Annotated in this window: 22 protein-coding genes; all 22 read left to right on the forward strand. The window is 49.9% G+C overall.

Translation table 11 applies throughout. The features are described 5' to 3' along the window. Positions 1 to 201 precede the first annotated feature (201 nt). Positions 202 to 714, forward strand: a complete 513-nt coding sequence (locus ACZM6M_RS02865) for a toxin-antitoxin system protein (RefSeq protein ID WP_296039021.1) — start codon at positions 202 to 204, stop codon at positions 712 to 714. 31 nt (positions 715 to 745) lie between these two features. Then, on the forward strand, positions 746 to 1,165 hold the full coding sequence (locus ACZM6M_RS02870) for a nuclear transport factor 2 family protein (RefSeq protein ID WP_340277764.1): 420 nt from the start codon (positions 746 to 748) through the stop codon (positions 1,163 to 1,165). 481 nt (positions 1,166 to 1,646) lie between these two features. Further along, positions 1,647 to 1,973 carry a BspA family leucine-rich repeat surface protein gene (locus tag ACZM6M_RS02875; RefSeq protein ID WP_337433507.1) on the forward strand — a complete coding sequence of 109 codons (327 nt, stop codon included), beginning with the start codon at positions 1,647 to 1,649 and terminating at the stop codon, positions 1,971 to 1,973. Positions 1,974 to 2,373: 400 nt separating this feature from the next. Continuing rightward, positions 2,374 to 2,607, forward strand: coding sequence for a hypothetical protein (locus ACZM6M_RS02880; RefSeq protein WP_489489638.1), 234 nt, complete (start codon positions 2,374 to 2,376; stop codon positions 2,605 to 2,607). Between the two features lie 13 nt (positions 2,608 to 2,620). After that, on the forward strand, positions 2,621 to 3,163 hold the full coding sequence (locus ACZM6M_RS02885) for a hypothetical protein (RefSeq protein ID WP_337433505.1): 543 nt from the start codon (positions 2,621 to 2,623) through the stop codon (positions 3,161 to 3,163). Between the two features lie 16 nt (positions 3,164 to 3,179). Beyond that, positions 3,180 to 3,683, forward strand: a complete 504-nt coding sequence (locus ACZM6M_RS02890) for a DUF2004 domain-containing protein (protein ID WP_407407188.1) — start codon at positions 3,180 to 3,182, stop codon at positions 3,681 to 3,683. Further along, on the forward strand, positions 3,673 to 4,272 hold the full coding sequence (locus ACZM6M_RS02895; protein WP_417301804.1) for a hypothetical protein: 600 nt from the start codon (positions 3,673 to 3,675) through the stop codon (positions 4,270 to 4,272). Before ACZM6M_RS02890 ends, ACZM6M_RS02895 begins: the two co-directional genes overlap by 11 nt. After that, on the forward strand, positions 4,256 to 4,930 hold the full coding sequence (locus tag ACZM6M_RS02900; RefSeq protein ID WP_489489641.1) for a hypothetical protein: 675 nt from the start codon (positions 4,256 to 4,258) through the stop codon (positions 4,928 to 4,930). Before ACZM6M_RS02895 ends, ACZM6M_RS02900 begins: the two co-directional genes overlap by 17 nt. Positions 4,931 to 4,956: 26 nt before the next feature. Continuing rightward, a complete protein-coding gene (locus ACZM6M_RS02905; RefSeq protein ID WP_489489643.1) occupies positions 4,957 to 5,511 on the forward strand; it encodes an SUKH-3 domain-containing protein in 555 nt (184 codons plus the stop codon). Between the two features lie 236 nt (positions 5,512 to 5,747). Then, positions 5,748 to 6,512: a DKNYY domain-containing protein gene (locus ACZM6M_RS02910; protein WP_489489645.1), complete on the forward strand. Its 765-nt coding sequence runs from the start codon at positions 5,748 to 5,750 to the stop codon at positions 6,510 to 6,512. Positions 6,513 to 6,528: 16 nt separating this feature from the next. After that, positions 6,529 to 7,074: a hypothetical protein gene (locus ACZM6M_RS02915; protein ID WP_489489647.1), complete on the forward strand. Its 546-nt coding sequence runs from the start codon at positions 6,529 to 6,531 to the stop codon at positions 7,072 to 7,074. A gap of 15 nt (positions 7,075 to 7,089) precedes the next feature. After that, complete coding sequence (locus ACZM6M_RS02920; protein WP_489489649.1) at positions 7,090 to 7,416, forward strand: DUF5713 family protein; 327 nt, start codon at positions 7,090 to 7,092, stop codon at positions 7,414 to 7,416. 5 nt (positions 7,417 to 7,421) lie between these two features. Beyond that, positions 7,422 to 8,369 carry a DUF4241 domain-containing protein gene (locus tag ACZM6M_RS02925; RefSeq protein WP_489489651.1) on the forward strand — a complete coding sequence of 316 codons (948 nt, stop codon included), beginning with the start codon at positions 7,422 to 7,424 and terminating at the stop codon, positions 8,367 to 8,369. A gap of 11 nt (positions 8,370 to 8,380) precedes the next feature. Next, on the forward strand, positions 8,381 to 9,340 hold the full coding sequence (locus ACZM6M_RS02930; RefSeq protein ID WP_066549717.1) for an NTF2 fold immunity protein: 960 nt from the start codon (positions 8,381 to 8,383) through the stop codon (positions 9,338 to 9,340). A gap of 8 nt (positions 9,341 to 9,348) precedes the next feature. Next, positions 9,349 to 9,585, forward strand: coding sequence for a hypothetical protein (locus ACZM6M_RS02935; RefSeq protein ID WP_066549712.1), 237 nt, complete (start codon positions 9,349 to 9,351; stop codon positions 9,583 to 9,585). A 15-nt stretch (positions 9,586 to 9,600) separates the two neighbouring features. After that, positions 9,601 to 11,082: a hypothetical protein gene (locus tag ACZM6M_RS02940; protein ID WP_340277783.1), complete on the forward strand. Its 1,482-nt coding sequence runs from the start codon at positions 9,601 to 9,603 to the stop codon at positions 11,080 to 11,082. Positions 11,083 to 11,094: 12 nt separating this feature from the next. Further along, complete coding sequence (locus tag ACZM6M_RS02945) at positions 11,095 to 11,694, forward strand: hypothetical protein (RefSeq protein WP_066549707.1); 600 nt, start codon at positions 11,095 to 11,097, stop codon at positions 11,692 to 11,694. 10 nt (positions 11,695 to 11,704) lie between these two features. Then, entirely contained in the window at positions 11,705 to 11,854 is a 150-nt protein-coding gene (locus tag ACZM6M_RS02950; RefSeq protein ID WP_242963018.1) for a hypothetical protein, read from the forward strand. Continuing rightward, the gene (locus tag ACZM6M_RS02955) at positions 11,851 to 12,126 is read left to right on the forward strand and encodes a DUF6881 domain-containing protein (RefSeq protein WP_066549704.1); all 276 of its coding nucleotides are present in this window, start codon (positions 11,851 to 11,853) and stop codon (positions 12,124 to 12,126) included. Before ACZM6M_RS02950 ends, ACZM6M_RS02955 begins: the two co-directional genes overlap by 4 nt. Positions 12,127 to 12,163: 37 nt before the next feature. Next, positions 12,164 to 12,853 carry a hypothetical protein gene (locus ACZM6M_RS02960; RefSeq protein WP_066549702.1) on the forward strand — a complete coding sequence of 230 codons (690 nt, stop codon included), beginning with the start codon at positions 12,164 to 12,166 and terminating at the stop codon, positions 12,851 to 12,853. A gap of 9 nt (positions 12,854 to 12,862) precedes the next feature. Further along, complete coding sequence (locus ACZM6M_RS02965; protein WP_489489656.1) at positions 12,863 to 14,500, forward strand: hypothetical protein; 1,638 nt, start codon at positions 12,863 to 12,865, stop codon at positions 14,498 to 14,500. Positions 14,501 to 14,542: 42 nt separating this feature from the next. Beyond that, positions 14,543 to 15,013 carry a DUF4259 domain-containing protein gene (locus ACZM6M_RS02970; protein WP_489489657.1) on the forward strand — a complete coding sequence of 157 codons (471 nt, stop codon included), beginning with the start codon at positions 14,543 to 14,545 and terminating at the stop codon, positions 15,011 to 15,013. The last annotated feature ends 1 nt before the right edge of the window (position 15,014 follow it).

Here is a 15,014-nt window from a genome sequence, read left to right on the forward strand (position 1 = left end):
GCCCTTGTATTTGCCCTTATCAGAGTGCATAAACACTGATGGGACGATATAACACAAGGGAAATAATAAGGGAAAGCTCACCTGCGACAAATCCAGTGTTTTCAAGGGGTTGCGAAGAATTTAATAATAAAATATAACAGTTATTAAATTTCTTAAAACAGGTGAAATCTCAATTGGAATTGTTATTTAGGAGTGACGAATATGCTTTTTGAATTTATGCCATGGCAATTAGATGTTGATATAGAATCGACGAAGTTATTTTATGAGTCAAATGATTATTCAAAAGATAAAGCTTTGAATCAAGATTTTATTGACAGCCTTACTAAAGAACAAAAATATTTTTTTGATTCACTTGGTGTTGATTTGTTAAAAATTGAAATTGATGAGGCAGTATATGATATACCAGAAGATGGGGAAATGCCCTCTTTGAAAATTAAGCGGTTATCCGTTGATTTTCTTATGAAAGGCGAGATTTTAGCGTTACCTCAGTACCAAAAAGATTTATATACAGATGAGGAAGTATTTTGGAAAACATTTCCAGATACGGTTAAGGTCTTATCTTCTGCTGATGAAGATTATCTGAAAACTTATGATAATGGAATTGGTTCAGGTATTGTATTTAAACACCCCTGTTTCCATTATGATAATGAAATTTTCAAGGAATGGGACTGCGGATATATATTAGGAACTATTCTGATTATGCAAGATATGTAGGATTGCTTTGAAATTAGCGAGGTAATGAATTGTGAATGAAAGGGAAAAAATTATTCATTTATGGTTTGAAATGTGGCTTACAAAACAGGATTTAGGTATTGACAATATTTTTGCAGAAGATGTAATTTATATTGAAAGCTGGGGAACCCAATATGCTAATCGTCAACTCGTAAAACACTGGTTTCAGGAATGGAATACTCGTGGTAAAGTTGTTGTTTGGGAAATAAAACAATTTTTCCACAAAGAAAACCAGACGATTGTGGAATGGTATTTTAAAAATGAAATGAACAATGGGCGTATAGAGGAATTTGATGGTATTTCGTTGGTGGAATGGACAGCGGATAATAAAATAAAATCATTGAAAGAGTTCGGCTGCAATTTGAATAACTATAATCCTTATGAGCATAGCACCCAACCTGAATTTAGGGACGAAAAAACAAGTTGGTTCTAATATCGGGAATAAATAGTTCTCTTTATGAGGAGATATGAAATGGTTAAGATTCAAAGGAGAAATATAGATGGCAATTTCAAGTATAAGTGCGATTATCAACGATGATATTCATAAAGTTTGGGATATTGTTTTTGCTGTTGATAAATATAGTATGTGGCGAAGCGATTTATCGGAATAAGATTGTAGGCCACAACATTATAAATACGCCCGAACTGACATTTGATATAAATGAAGCCGATTTTGTTATTTCACAGTATGAAGATTTATTTAAGGTACTGAGTTTTCAAAATAAAAGATATGCAGGAAGTGACTGATTTGAATAATGAAAAGGCAAACTTTATTACAATATTTTTGGATGCTTTATTACCACAACATTAGATTTGAAATAAATAAATATATTTACGAGGTGGATGTTTGATAAAAGTATAAAAGATGGAAATTGCAGTCTGGAATAATCCGGGCTGCTTTTTTGTGGAGCGAAATGATTGTTACCCTAAAACCAATAAATATAGGAGCATTAGCAGATTGGGATACTGGGAATGTAACCGATATGAGTTCTATGTTTGATGGATGCTCATCTTTAACGGATTTGAACGCTCTAATAAACTGGGATACTAGTGCTGTAAATAATATGAAAGCAATGTTCAATGGAATTAGTCAGCTTACAGATACATCAGCGTTGAATGACTGGGATATTTTAAATACATCCAATTTTACCAATATGTTCTTAAATTGTCCTTCCCATCCAGAATTTACCAAACGCCCAGGCACATGGGATGGTAATGGAACTTTTATTCCAAGTGCTTAACCGAATCAAATACAATAATCTTTTTACAGGGAGCAGTATAACATGAGCTGCTCTCTGTTTTTTTAGGAAGGAAAAGTGGATAAGGAAAGTGAAAAAGTAAGAAAAAGTTTTACAATAAAAATCGTTTATGATAGAATAAAAAGATAAAAATACACATATAAGAGAGGTTTTGCCCATGGATCAGTCATGGAAACAGCCCCCAATTATTTATAATAGATATAAAAAGCTAATAGTGTCTGTAGAAGAAGCCATATCTAATCTTGGATGGGGATTTCCTCTTGCGGTCTTTTTATGCCTTGTACCAAGCTGTCGTTATTTATAATGACGGTGTGGAACGAGGCTTTTTTATTATATCAAAGGAAAAGTCTGCTTTGAGGTGTTTTTATAAGGAGAGAGCGAAATGAATAGCGAGAAGATAATGACTTTTTTACAAGAGCATTGTTATATTGCCTCGGTGCTCATCGGGACCGTGATTTTGTTTGGAGCGATCTGCAACTGGAACTGGCTCTGCGATCCCACTGGTACGCGGGATGCCTATCGCCACAGCAGAGGATACCGGCGTGTGGTTTTCTTCCTGCTGGGCGTCCTCCTGATTGTGGTAAGTATCTGGGAATTTGTGCTGAAATTGAAGTAGGAGGAGAAAGACTATGATGACTGAGAAATATCCCACCTGGCTCATCGGCCATGTGAAAGAATGGGCGGAGAAGCGTTTGCCTACCGTGACACTCTGTTCCACCACCGGCAATGAACTGCTGGAGGTTTGGTATTACGGAGATCTGCTCACGGCGAAAGGAGAGCCCCAATCCTATATTGTAGATGGCGATGTGGCTCCCGGACTGGTGGCAGCCCGTGACCCGGAAAACGGCGAGGAGTTCGTCATCTTTGACGGTGGACGGCATGGCTACGACAATATGTTCTGCGATGAACATGATCCATCTGAGCTGGAGCACCGTCCCCTCAAACGGTATGAGATCCCTGCCTCCAAACTGGTGCTGGAGCTGGGTTACAGTATCGACTATGAAGACGAAAAAGAGGACTTCGAACCGGATGAAGCGGATACCGTGGAACTGCTCAATGGTGAACGGATGCCGTGGGAACAGGTCAAGCGGGACGGCATCGACTATATCGCCCTTTACTATGTGAACGAGAAAGGAAAACCAGTTCAGATACTGGACGCGGAACTGGCATGAGTAAGGAGGCGCAGAGATGAAACTGAACTGTAAACGCATAGATTTTACATATACACCCGGTGAGGAAATCTTTACTTTTCCCAAAAACACGGGACTGCCCTTTATCTTCGATGTAGAGGAAGAACTGACCGGCGATCCTGCTGCCATGGATGCAGTGGGAGAAATGCTGGATGAGGCGGAAAAACTGGCAGAAAAGGCTAAATCCGCCATCAAAGCGGCGCTGGCGGACGAGGACAGCCGCTACCATAGCGTTGTGACATTTTTTATGGAGTTCCACCGAGACGATGTAGGCCCGGATATTGCGGCGGAACTCTTTCCGGGAACCGATCCATCCAAGCTATCCTTTGCCGAGATGGTAGACTTTTTGAAGCTCAAGCGGTTCGGCAGCCTGGTGGATGACGAGATGGAACAGCAGGTTTTCATTCTGGACCTGTCCTTCAATCCGGAGATTACTGACGAACTGATGGTGATCTACTTTGATTTGAACAAGGAGATTTTCTGTATCACCCATGAGAGCTGAGGAACGAAAAAGAGAAAAATATCTGCCCACGCTTCTGATCCAGCAGATCCGCTTGCAATGGTATAAAGACTGTCGGGGCGGAAACGCCGCCGCACAACGGAACCAGTATCCCAGAGCGATGCTGCTGCCGAAAGACTTTTTCTCTTACTATTCCTTTGGACTGCCTACACACTTTGTATCTATTTTACAGAGACCCGATGGATTTCAGATCGATAAGGATTGTCGCAGGCTGATGGAATGGAAGCCGAATGGCACAGTGCGACTTCACCCTTTTGAACTGATTCAGCAGGAGCCCGGAATCCGGGTGCGTTACCGCTATGATTGGCATATTGGTGCGATGCCGGAGCGATATACCTATAATAAGACCGGGCAAAAACAGCCCCTCAATGAGCTGGCACTGGATTTGATTCCTGGTGATTATGGTCGGGCTGTCTGCAATGGTCGGTTCCGGGACTGGGATACAGGAATCTGGTATTATGTACTGGATATTTTAAATGTGATGCCGCTTACAGAACCCACTGACTCATTGACCAGTTTTACGGACAGAGAGCCTAATAAGATATATACCCAGATTGACCGACTGTGGTGACGAAAGACAGGAGGATAACCACATGATTTCCACAAAAGATTTATCTGGCCTTCCCAATGCGGAGCGCCTGAAAAAATTCTGCAAAGGGCTGGCGGCTCTGGACATCATCATGGTGGAGGAGGAATGGAGCTTCATCCGCCACTATACCTACAACCCTGCATGGCGAAAAGGCAAGGAGGCATTCTTTGCCACCGATGGTAGCGACCAGAGTATGATTGTCCTATTCGCGCCCGAAGGCTGCGTGATTAACGGCGTGGATTCTGAACTCTACGACTGGGAGGACAAACTTCCCCGTGTCGAAGACCTGATGAATGGAATGCCCCCTGCTTTGCAAAAGCTTATGAGCAGCCGTGAGGTCAAAAAGATGAAAAGCACCTTCTGCGTCTGGACGGAAGATGGAACCACCTGGCACTGCAATCCCATGGACGGCGAGGACGCATCCAAGGATCTGCTCTCCATGGTTGATGGCAATCCACAGACCTATGTGGAGTATGGAAAGTGGTTTTACCCAGCAGACCTGCCTTTGGAGGCTGTGCGCCAGCTTGCTGATGGGGTGCCGGTAACAAAAGAACTGGTCGCTGCGTTGAACTCCAAGCGCAATGAATGGGAAGAAATCAAGGTGGGGCTGGACAAGATCGGGTATCCAAATGAACTTTGATTCGCAGCAGGCAGGAGGTGGATTGAATGATTAAAGAACGCATCCCTATCTCTGGCGATCTGGGCAGCAAGGTCAAGCAGCTGATGGAGTACGCCGGATGGTACGAAGGCCGCAGTGTGGATATTTCCACCCCAGAGCAGTATTACGCCGATCATGGTGTCCCGATGATGAAGACCACCCAGCGGTTTTACCGCAAGTATTTCGGCCTGTGCTGTGAGTGGTACTTGGCGCAGAAAAAGCTGAAATGGGCGGCTGACTTTGAGTTTGCTCTGTTCCCTTACCTGGTCAACGGGATCAAAAACCATTTGGAAGAAGCCTATTTCCGGGATATGTCCGGCTGTGAGCTGGCGGAGATCGAACAGGCTGCCGGTCAGAAGTGCCAGCCCATCGGTCACATCGGCTACTACTACCCGGCAGAGGTCTGGATCTCGGAGTACGGGAAACTGTATGCGAAATATGAGTATCAGGACGAGATCGAGTGCTTCCCCGATGCGTTTGCCCTAATCGAACGGGAACTGCGGCAGTGCAAATTTGATTCCGCTGCCATGAAAACTGTGGGGGCACTGGACGGAAAACTATGAAACAGGACTTTACTATTTGGCGCAATCAAATATTGCAGAATCCGCGGGACATTTTACCGCTAAAATTTGGAATGTCGCAGGATGAGGTCATAGAGATCTTCGGGAAGCCCGATGCCGTTTCCACCATGAGAAGCGGCGGAAAGCCTTTGATACTCAAATATTGTGACATTGAACTGCATTTCGATAGAAAATCCCCTCATGGGCTCTACTTAGTTTACAGCGATGATGAGATCGAGTTGAGCATCACAGCCGAGCACGAAGAAACGCTGCAACCAATTACCAACACAGAGCCAGTGGACAACGAATTTTTCCTTCGGGATGGAGCCGTCTATTTCTCCGGCCTATATGAAAACGGCTTGTTGAAGGGTGTTGCGCCCAAAGACTTCTGCTGCTGGCATTACTGGGGCAAATCCTCTACGGCCTGCTTTCTTGGTGGGATTCGCCTTCATGGAGCAGACCCGGCATCGTTTCGGGTGTTAAACTATGCCTATGCCATGGACAAAACAGCCGTCTACACCACCAGCGGGAGAATCCCAGATGCAGAGCTGGCAGCATTCCAGGTGTTGGACAACGGCCAGAACGATTCGGGTGCGCCCCAGGGATATGCAAAGGACAGCCGGCAGGTCTACTTCCACAACGGAGACGGCAAGGTAAAGATCATCAAGGGCGCGGAAGTTTCCTCTTTCCGCTCCTTGGGCGATACCTATTTTGCCAGGGATGAGCAACGGATCTATGCCTACGGCAAACAGCTTCCCAAAGCAGAGCTGACTTCTTGGGAACTGCTTGGGCACTGGTATTCCCGCGATGCCAAGCGGGTGTATTACCTCAACCGGGAGATTAAGGGGGCGGATCGGGACAGTTTCGCAGTCTGCACTCCTGTGGACGCGGCTCTACTTGTCGATCATCTGGCCCGTGACAAAGACCATTTTTACCAAAATGATGAGATAATGGAAGAAACGCTGTGGCTGGAACAGCTACGCAAAATGACCCAAGAACCGTAAACGGAGGAAAACGGCTATGGACTATTTGAAAATACTGCATGAAAACCCTGATTTGGCGGATGAATTTGATTCGATGTTTGACTTCTTCCTGCTGGACGAGTTATCCCCGCGGGATGACGCAGAAGGCCGATGCACCTTTTCCCTGCCCGGCATGGCCTTTGCTAGAGATGGCTCCGGCGGAGAATACCACCTGTTGGAAGATGGCTCCATTGGATATTACAGCAGCGAAGGGGAGGCAGGCCGTTTGGCCGAGAGCATGGACGATCTCTTTTCTCTGCTTGTGAGTTGCATTTGCTGGCACGACTGCTGTGACACAAAGCAGTATGTGGATTCCAAAACACTGGAGGAATATGGGCAGAGACAGCGTAACACCAATTTGGAAGATATGGATGTGGACAGCTTGCGGTGGGTGTCTGGTGCGCTCGGCATCCCTACCGGTGCGCCGCTGTCTCCGGTTCTGGAGCGGTTCCGCAAAGCAACCCAGCGTGAGCCTGTGTACCAGTGTGTTTTCCATGAGGATGATGGTAGCTTGACCGAATCATACGGTTTGATGTTTGAATGAGAAAGGAGCACTTATATGAAAACATTTGACCCCAATTATAAACTGCTGGACGAGATGTACCAGGATGATTACTATCCTGATTTTCTGGTGGACAAGGTAAAGGACGAGCTTCAGAAGGTCATCGACCTGCTGGAGAGCGGCGAAACCGACACCGAAGTGGTGCAGGAAACGCTGGATGAGGCGGTCTGCGGCATCAATGATCTCCAGGAGGAGTTTGACGAGCACGACAGCGAACTCGAAACGGTGGCACGAGAATGTATTGCGGCAACCGTGGCCTACATTCTGGAGTGGTTTGGCATTCCTATTGACACCGAAGAGGCCATCCGGGAACGGGACTGGTGATCCCTATGGCAGAAAAAGAACTGGCCGTTTGTGATGAGTGCGGCAGCCTGTTTTTCAAAGGCTCCTCACAGATGATGGGACTGTGCCCGGAATGTGCCCATATTCTCTATGGCTACCCGAATTGTGACCATCATTTCCAGAATGGCCGGTGTGTGAACTGCTACTGGGACGGCTCAAAGAGTGTGTACATCAAGAAACAGAATCAACAGGAGGAAACTGATATGCCTACAACTGAATGGCTGAACAAATACGAAGTAATCAAGAACAAACTGACCTGTAAAGATGACTTGGAGGCCCATTTCACAGAGAAAGTGATTGGGAACATGGCGGTGGATGTACTGGACATCGGCGCCGTCCATTTCCCCACCGGGCAGATCTTCGCCTGTGACCCACTGGTGGAGTTGGAGGACACTCTGCCGTTCCTTCAAATGATCCCCGCCGGAACTTATCCCGTGAAAATCTGCGTGGTGCCCAGCGAACAATACGGCGACCGCTACGCCTGCGTCAAGGTGGCGGTTTCTCAGGAAAAACCTGTCCGCTATGAGCTGGGCATGGTGGGCAACGAGGAGTTGGACGCGGCGCTGGGAGATGACGACTACTTCGGTTTCGGCGTAGACGCCGGGATGGGGTGTATTGCGGACATCCAGACCCAGGCGGCCTTCAAGGCATACTGGGCCAAGCGGCTGGAGGAGGCCCCGGACATTGACCCCTACAACGACCTGTTCTGCGACTTGATGGAGGAAAATGCCAAAGCTCACCCTAAATATCAGGGAAGCGACGGAGACTGGCTCAACTGGACAGTGCCGGACACGGACTGCAACCTGCCCATCTTCTCCTCTGGCTGGGGTGACGGTTACTATCCCGTCTACTTCGGCTACGACGCCAAGGGCGAAGTCTGCGCCGTGTATGTGCGGTTCATTGACATTGAAGCCAGTTATAAGGAGCAGGAATAAGGAGGTACATCATGGAATTACCAAAACGGGCGCGGACAGCGGACTGGGAAAACGGCGTTCTGACCTTGGACGGAGAAAAGAAATTTGAAATTCCGGAACTGACTATGGAACTCATGGAGCGGCTGGCCGGTTACACCCTGGTGGGCTTCCATGTGAAAGATTATCCGGCGACGGATGAACTGCTTATACCCTTTGCCGGACATAAAAGTATGGCTAACTTCGGCGTAGAGAACGGCTCCCTCACTGACGCCTGTTTCCCCATCTTTGACCCCATGCCCAAACTTCGCTATCTGCTGTTGGACGGCAATTCTGCCATTCACGGCAGCGGCCTGTCCGCCTTGCACGGCAGCAAGCTGGACCTTTTGACCCTTAATCGGACCGGGCTGGACGACGCCGGTCTGCTCCAGGCGGCCTCCATCCCCAAGCTCTCCCATATCCAGATCGACCATACCGCCGTTACCTATAATGGCCTGCTGGCCATCGCTGGCAACAACCGCATTGAGCCGGTGGCCCATGTGCAATTCACCAAGGAGCAGATGGAACACTTCTCCCAGCTCCAGCGAGAAAAGGCCAAAAAGCCCGTCCATCTGGATGAGCAGGCGGCGGAGGAATGCCGCAGTGTGTTGTCCGCTTTCTTTGCCGAGATGACAGAATGGGAGCGGTATATGGAGCAGGCCGGGTTTGAGGATGCCGAGGCTGTACCCCGCCTGCTGGCGATCTGGGAGAAGTATGTGAGTGAAAAGCCCCGTATGGGCTTCCGGCCCCTGGGCCTTTCGTACAGCGCCCAGGGCACCTACAACGGGGAAGAATTCCTTGACGCAGAGCAGATCACCAAAAACAAGCTCTACATCTACACCAAAGAGAAAACCACCGACTTTGACCGCCGCTTTCTTATGAAGCGCGTGGGCGAAGGCTGGAAGATTGATGCGGTGCAGGAGCGGCTGAACGGCTGGCAGCGCACGGGATTGTGAGGCATCACATGGCTTGGGAATATGAAACCTTTGGCCCAGACGGCCAATGCAAATTGTTCGGCGTAAATATCTTTGACTACCACTGGCAAACCACTGGCAAGCGGGTAAAAGTCCAAGATCCTGCCTATCACCAAAACCATACCTTTGAGGTCTGGAAGGTGGAAATCGATGGGCAGATCCACCGCTTTGCCGCCGGAGAGTTCTCCAACTGCGTGTGGGGATTTTATTTAGAGAAAGACGGATGAAAGGAGCGTGAACCCATGAAAGCCAGCGCCGGAGAGGTCTATACCGTTTACAATCAATATCTGAAACGCTACACTGCCTGCCAGGTGGCCTACGTTGCGCCGCCGGACTCGGTGAGCAAGGAGCCCTGGGCGGTGATCCTCTCTCTGGATTGGGTAGGCGACGCCCCTTTGACTGCGGAGGAACTGCCTCATCTCCGCCTGCTCTACATAGATTTCATGTACTGGTCCCGTGACCTTCATCTGCTGCGGGTGCCGATGGAGGTCACGCCCCAGTACACGCTGGTGGGTACCCTGCCACCCTTCACCGACCAGCCCTGCCGCTCCTACGGCGGCTGGAGTGACGGCTATGATGTGTATCTCCAGATCCGGTGGCAGGCCATCCCGGAGGAGCGGCGGCGGGCCTTCAAGGAGGCCGCGGAGAGCGACGGGGTGACGGAGATCGGCGGTATCCCGGTGAAGGTCAGCAGCCATCGGATCATGGACCAGTACGAGCCATTCGACTCGGCGCTGGAACTGGCGGCGCTGCCCTGCCTCTCCGACCTCAACTGCCAGCGGTGGCACCCGGATCTGCTGGAATTTCTGAGGGGGAATCCCTTTATCAGTGAGCTAACCCTGCTGAACCACGGTCAGAGGACACTTGATCTGCGGGGCACCAGCATCAGAAAGCTAATGCTGGACATGACCGGACTGGAGGAACTGTGGCTGGGTGAGGATACAGAGCAGCTCCTATTTCAGAACAAGGGGCCGGACGATTGTACCATCCATGCCCCCGAAGATGGCAGCGGTTTGACCCTCCAATTTATCGGGGAATACCGCCCGCACACGGAACTGCCAAACCTTTGGGGGCTGCATGGCATCCAGCTGAAGGACTTTGATCTGACCGCCCTTGTTGACGCCCATCCTCACTTAAAGGAGCTGCGGCTCTGGGGTGCGCCGGGAAACCTTGGGAACTTCTCCGCCGTGCAAGAGTTCCGGGAACTGACGAACCTCTCCACCTTTGATCTGTTCGGCTACGGGGCGGACGACATCCCCACCCCGGAGCAGATGCCGGAACTTCGCTGGTTCTGGATGACCAGCCTGTCGGAAGATACGGCAAAAGCGACAAAGCAGCTCTGGAAAGGCAAGCCGGGAATGGACCTGCGGATCACCAAGCCCCGGAAACCAGAGTGGCTGGCGCAAAACCTGGACAATCCCTTCCGAGGCTGGGACGGCGCGGAGCATATCCCTGCCGCCGCCGCAAAAAAGGCAGCCAGTCAATACCGCAAGACCCGTTCCCAGCTGGTGAAGCTGGCTGCCCAGTCGGACGAGGATGCCCAGGCCCAGGCGCTGGATGCCGTGGCCGCCTACACCCAGACTTTCAACAAGATGGGCTTTATCGAAACCGTGGAGCGGGACGAGATCTACATGGCTCTGCGGGATATTCTGGATGCTCTGCCAGACAGCACGCTTCAAAAAGAAGCCCTGATTGAGAAGTTTGAGGAACTTCGGGATTTTTGAGGATATGAGTTTATGAGCCGAATTGTTGATGAACCCTACTTTACATACAGTGCATACGACGCTCTCACCTCCGGCATTCAGGTGAAATGCCCCAAGTGTCATGGCACGGGCGTGGTGACCGCGGATGAGGATAACGCCTATTTCCGCTGCCTGAGCTGCGGCCATCAGGTGGCCCGTGACCGGACGATCTACCGCTATGATGTCCATAACCAGTGCAAAAACTGCGGCAGGTACTACCGGGTGGATATTGAAGATGAGGAAAGGCAGCACTTTTCCGTTCTCCATGTGGCCTGCCCCTATTGTGGGACAATCATGCCGGGAGAAGTCCATAAAACAGCGGAGGCGTTTTCATATATTGGCGAAATCAGGGATGGACGAGAACCTTATTTCGGGTTGGAACTATGGTTTTTGACTTCATTTCAGGGAAAACCTGTATGGGCACTCAACCGAGAACATCTTGCCTATCTGATCGGCTATCTCAGCGCCGACCTGCGGGAAAAGCCGCCGGGAAGAGCGAAAATGACCCAGGCTGACCATCTCCCCACCTTCATGAAAACCGCAAAGAACCGGGAGCGGATCGTGAAGCTGCTGAAGAAGCTGCAAGAGAAATGAGGAAAACAATATGGCACTACAAGATAAGAAAATCATGCCTCCCCCTTGGCTGGCCCACCGGGAGATCGAGCGATACTCCATTGGCTGGCGCATGGGCCATGGGGAGGATTACATATACCGAGACAGGGTGGCATTGGTTCAAATGAGGGAAATGGAATGATCGAGTACATCAAACTCTTTTGGGAGGATGCGCCGGAGGGAGAGCCGTCGGTAATCCTCTATGAAGTTGATACCGAAAATGAGCGGCTGGCCCTCCGCTCCATAGACATCTCTGCGGATGGCCGCACCCGCAACATACCTGACCTTTACGATGGAGCTATTGAAATTACGCCCATCCCCACCGTGGAGGAATTAAACGCCCATATCTGGGGCGAGGAGTTCCACGCCTGCGTCATAGAGAAAGCGGAATTTGAGGCCATCTGGGAAAGCTGATTTTATAGCGGAGCGTTTTGAAAAGCGAGGAATGACAATGGTTGAGATCAATCGCGTCTGGCTCAATGTGGATACAGACACCAACAAAATCACACTATTCGACCGTCCCCGTGTATCCATCCGTGTGGATGAGTACATTTGGAGTTTGATCGAAGAACATATCGTGAAGCCCCATAAGCTCATGCTCAGCGAAAAGCATAGGTATCTGCTGAAAATTTCGTTTCACCGATTTGATCCGGTGCGGCACCGATATTATCCGCTTTCCCCGTACAACGGGCCGCTTCGGGAAGGCGTCAAGTCGGACAGCGCAAACGGATGGTATCCCCGTGAGGATTTTGCAGACGCCGAGGAACGCACCACCTGGTTCTCTCCCGACAAAATCTGGACAAACTGCGGCAACAAGGTTCTGGATGTCAATATTGACGCTGCCAATGTAAGCGAGAGCATCACCCCCAGAGAATACGCAGACTTGCTGTTCGATGGGATTGGAGCAGCATTGGTGTTTAACTTCAAAAGGCTCAAGCGCGAGGAGTTTGATGGGCTGAAACCCAAGATCGACTGGAGCATGGTAGAAAGCTTCCCCTTCCCTGCATCCTTTGAGGAGCAGCAGTACATTGGGGACGAGGGCAAAATTCATGTGTATTCCTGGGATGGCCAACAGGAAACAACCCTTGTAGGTCCTTATTCTGTGCGGGAGTTATATCTGGACCATTTCGGAAAATCGTGAGGTAAGCGTATGGCAAAGGACATCAGGGAGTGCCTGCTGGAGCAGGCAAGAAAATTTCATCAGTGGCAGGAAATCACTTATCCCGGAAAAACCACCGAGGAGATTGGCGGTGAGTGGGAGGTCGATTACCCTGCGTGGAATGATATATTTGATGCCTTTTGCCATGTGTTGACCCAAATGGATGCAGAAATGGCAGACAGCTTTCTGCTGGATGAGATGGTCTATTTAATTGCCAGAGCCAACGAAGCGGAGGGATTTATACAGGAAACCACTTCCCATCCCAAATGGTTTGAGTGCCTCTGCCGCAGGGCCGCAGCCTCCAATGAGAATGAGGCCAAGTGGCAGTTTGCCGCCTATCTGCCGGAATGCTCATGTAGTCAGAAAGTCAGGGATATAATTCTGGATTTCGCAAAGGACCCCAATGAATATGTGAGCCGTCGGGCGCTTTTGGCGATGCCCGCTCTGCGTCCTGACTGTGTGGAACAGTTCGCTCCGCTGTTTTGGGAGCGCAACTGTTACTCTCCTGAACTTCAGGAATACCAGCGGATCGCCGTTCTGATTTCACTGGATGCCATCCATTCCGACCTGCTTCCACAATACTTGGAATGGGCCAAGCAGGATGGTCAGAGCTATCTGCTGGAACACGCAAAACGAATCGAAGGAGGACTTTCCATGAACGAAAAACTGTCCCGTCCCCAATTCAATCAAATGGATACCACCGAGAAGCAGGCGCTGATGGAAAGCCTGGCTGCTCGTTATACTATGACCTTTCTCGGTCTACATACCTTTGACCACTGGGGCCAGAGCTGCACCACCGGCATCTTCGAGAAAGATGGTCGGGAGTTCGTCTTTGTCCCCGGCGATACCGTCACCCTGGGCTGGGAGCAGTTTGCCGTGGGACTGAATCAGGAGAGCCGGGAGGAATTGGAGTATCTGTTCCAGGAATGGGAAATGGAGCAGGACCCGACAGAACTCATTGGAGAGAGTATGGCTCCCGTTCGGCAGGCGGCCATTGACCCCATGCTGGTGGGCCGGGAACTGGAGGAAATTAACTGGGAGCCAGTCAAAATGGACGATCCCAGGCTGACTGCCCACCCTGACTGGCTGAAGGAATTCCGTGATTTTGCTTGGAGTGACAGCAGCAGTCTTACCTTGCATCAGTCGGCCCGCATAGAACGGACAGAAGATGGATTTCATACCTGGATCTATCACTGCACAGACTACGATGCACTTCTTGCCGGGCTGGAAAAGCAGGGGCTTTCGCTGCCCACAGCGGACGAGTGGGCCTACCTGTGCGGCGGCGGATGTCGGACCCTGTTCCCATGGGGAGATGGGTTAGACTACTCCATGCGTCTACGCTGGTTTGAGGACATGGATGAGGATGAGAACCGGCCCTATGATATGGAGGAACCCAACTTCTTCGGCCTGTCCATCGCCTACGATCCCTATATGCGGGAAGTGGTGCAGTCTGATAGACTTACCACATGCGGCGGTGACGGCGGGTGCAATATCTGCGGCGGGCTGGGCCCATTTCTCGGTTTCCTACCCTGTTCGCCCCACTGTAAGCCGGAAGTGCAGGAGGACAAGGAACTAAACGGAGATTATGACTTCTACCGGCCCATTATCCGGGTGGAGAACCATGATTGACAATAGAAGCTTGATACGAAATAAAGAAAGAGAGGTGCCGACATGGGAGCATGGGGTATAAAAGCATTAGAGCGTGACGAAGGGCTGGATGTACTGGACATCCTCAAAAATGAATATGTACCGGAGCATCCGGTAATGGATCTGGGCGAGATGATTGAACTGATGAAAGAGGAAGTCATGCTGGGATCTGACTTTTCACAAATCGACTTCCTCTTTGACAATACTGCGATGGCTCTGGCGGAGCTGTATTTCCAATGGAAGGATAACGGCAAGCTGGACTACGATCATGAAGAAGCTATATGGGATAAAGTCACCGGTTTCACAGCATACAAAGAAGCCATTGCCTTCCTGCTGCGGCAGCTCACCGACATCAAAAACGAGGTGCCGGACGAGGACGGCATCCGTGAGATTGTGGATCTTTGGAAGAACGAGGATAGCGGTGAGATCGCTCCTGCGTGGTTGGAACACTTGAATCAGCTCATTGATCGACTGGATTCAGAACAGGAGGCGTGAC

Source organism: Enterocloster sp. (genome assembly GCF_057861365.1).